The sequence below is a fragment of the Vibrio sp. 1167 genome (assembly GCF_033340375.1).
Taxonomy (GTDB): Bacteria; Pseudomonadota; Gammaproteobacteria; order Enterobacterales; family Vibrionaceae; genus Vibrio; species Vibrio alginolyticus.
In genome coordinates, this window is record NZ_JAWOWK010000059.1 from 1 (window position 1) to 1458 (window position 1458).

The 1458-nt window shown below is 46.3% G+C and carries 2 protein-coding genes and 1 pseudogene; all 3 read left to right on the top strand.

Going from position 1 to position 1458, the window contains the following annotated elements; all coding sequences use genetic code 11:
* A pseudogene (locus R7Z78_RS24325) lies at window positions 1-185 on the top strand (EamA family transporter); the annotation flags it as partial.
* Window positions 186-285: 100 nt separating this feature from the next.
* On the top strand, window positions 286-738 hold the full coding sequence (locus R7Z78_RS24330) for an SRPBCC family protein (RefSeq protein WP_169643852.1): 453 nt from the start codon (window positions 286-288) through the stop codon (window positions 736-738).
* Between the two features lie 139 nt (window positions 739-877).
* Window positions 878-1458 (top strand): phosphatase (locus R7Z78_RS24335; protein WP_169643854.1); only part of this gene is annotated, 581 nt, incomplete at its 3' end.

The following is a 1458-nucleotide window of genomic DNA, read 5'->3' on the forward strand; positions in this document are numbered from 1 at the left end:
CACCACTGATTTTTACCAACTTGTTGTTTACGGCCGTTTGGCAATCACTTTTTTTCGCTGATGTAATGAGCCGCACTCAAATCGCGGGCATGGGCTTAATTGTACTCGCGACGGTATTGAATGGGTGCTGGGATGTATTGGTCAAGCATCATCAAAGCAAGGCGTTACAAACGAGAACATCTTAGTGCCTCGTAAAAGTAAGTTGAGATAAGCATTTAAAACGCAAGCAAATTTGATTTTTCCTGAGAATAAACTAGCGTCAATGAAGGTTCAGGGAGAGAAAACATGCTTACATTAAACTATTACGTAGAAATAACCGCGACTCCGCAGCGCGTATGGAGAGTGCTGACGGATGCTGAGCTTTACAAGCGTTGGGCGCAGGCATTTTCACCTCAATCTCAATTCGAAGGGGAGTGGGAAGAGGGCAGCGACATCACCTTTTTTGATCCGGATATGGGCGGCCCTCGCGCAGTGATTGATTCTGTGCAGCCACTGCATCGGCTAGAGTTTCATCATGTTGCCATCTTTAACCCCGACAATAGGCAACAGTTGGACGCCGATATTGCAGCCAAGTGGATTGGATCTCGTGAGATCTATCAGATCGACACAGAAGACGAACGCTTGTTGCTCAACATCACCATTCACACTCACAGTGACTTTGTATCGATGTTCAACAATGGGTGGGAAAAAGCGTTGCCATTAATTAAAAGTATTTGTGAGGAAACGGACTCGCAATAGCACTAAATATCGAGACGCACTTTTTCCATTTCTGGGCTGAGTAAGAGAGCGTTCACCGCCGCATTTTTGGTGTTCGCTACATCTTGACCGCACGAGGGTATACAATACCCGCAAATTTGAGCACTCAAGAGACTGGATGATGGAATTTAAGGTTGATACCCACACGCATACTTACGCGAGTGGTCATGCGTATAGTACGTTGATTGAAAACGCAAAGTCGGCAAAAGAGAACGGGTTAACCATGTTTTGCACGACGGACCATGCGGAGTCGATGCCGGGTGCGCCTCACTACTGGTTTTTCTCCAACCAAAAAATTCTGCCTCGTTTTCTTGAAGGTGTTGCCATCGTTCGCGGAGTGGAATCCAACATACTTAACATTGAAGGTGAAATTGATATTCCGCCAAGCGTCGATCGCAATTTGGATTGGGTTATTGCCAGTTTCCACGAGCCCGTTTTTCCACCTGCCAATAAAGAAGCACACACTGAAGCGCTGATAAATGTCGTCAAAAGCGGTCGCGTTGATGCGTTAGGGCATTTGGGGAACCCGAACTTCGACTTCGATTTTGAACAAGTGCTGAAGTGCGCTAAAGAGCACAATGTAGCGATAGAAATCAATAACACCACGCTCAAAGGCAACAGCCGTGTTGGCAGTGTGGATCGTTGTCATGAAATTGCGCAAATCGGCAAAGCGTTAGATGTGTATTTTACTACGGGAAGCGA

Bases quoted from the DNA above. Each gene is read 5' to 3' on its own strand.
- R7Z78_RS24330 (WP_169643852.1), top strand. From the start codon at position 286: ATGCTTACATTAAACTATTACGTAGAAATAACCGCGACTCCGCAGCGC.